We start from the raw sequence: 449 nt of genomic DNA on the forward strand, positions 1-449 counted from the left end.
TGCACGGCAAACCTTCCCAATTCGTCTGGCCGATAGGGAGGCACGGAGACGAATCGCACCTGTGGCACATCGTCAATGCGATTGACCCATCTGACCTTTACCGTCATACCAGGCTCGTGGACCAAKGGCACCATGACGCAACACGTACGTTTCCCACCGCCCTTGTGCGCCCCGATATTCGGKCCGCCATGACCGTTGACCTCAAACGCGTAGATGCCYACATCGGTGTGGTTGTAKCCAACCATTGACACTGAGATTGGCTCCTCGCCGCAACCGGACAYTGCCAGTGRCAATGCTGCCAGCAGGCCGGCTAACCACGCCCGTGGGCGCGCTACTGTGTAAGGCATGACTCTCCTCGTGGAACTGTGGTTACTTGCGCGCCTCGTCCCCTTTCAGGGGATACGCCGGGTGACCAAGCAGCGTCATGGTCACGAACACCTTGATACTGC

The 449-nt window shown here is 58.9% G+C and carries 1 protein-coding gene; it reads right to left on the bottom strand.

Features of this window, described 5'->3' with window-relative positions:
* Positions 1-347 (bottom strand): DUF3304 domain-containing protein (locus AB4Z27_RS29605; RefSeq protein WP_441646058.1); only part of this gene is annotated, 347 nt, incomplete at its 3' end.
* Positions 348-449 lie beyond the last annotated feature (102 nt).

Origin of the sequence: Cupriavidus sp. KB_39, assembly GCF_052114485.1 — a bacterium.
GTDB lineage: Bacteria > Pseudomonadota > Gammaproteobacteria > Burkholderiales > Burkholderiaceae > Cupriavidus.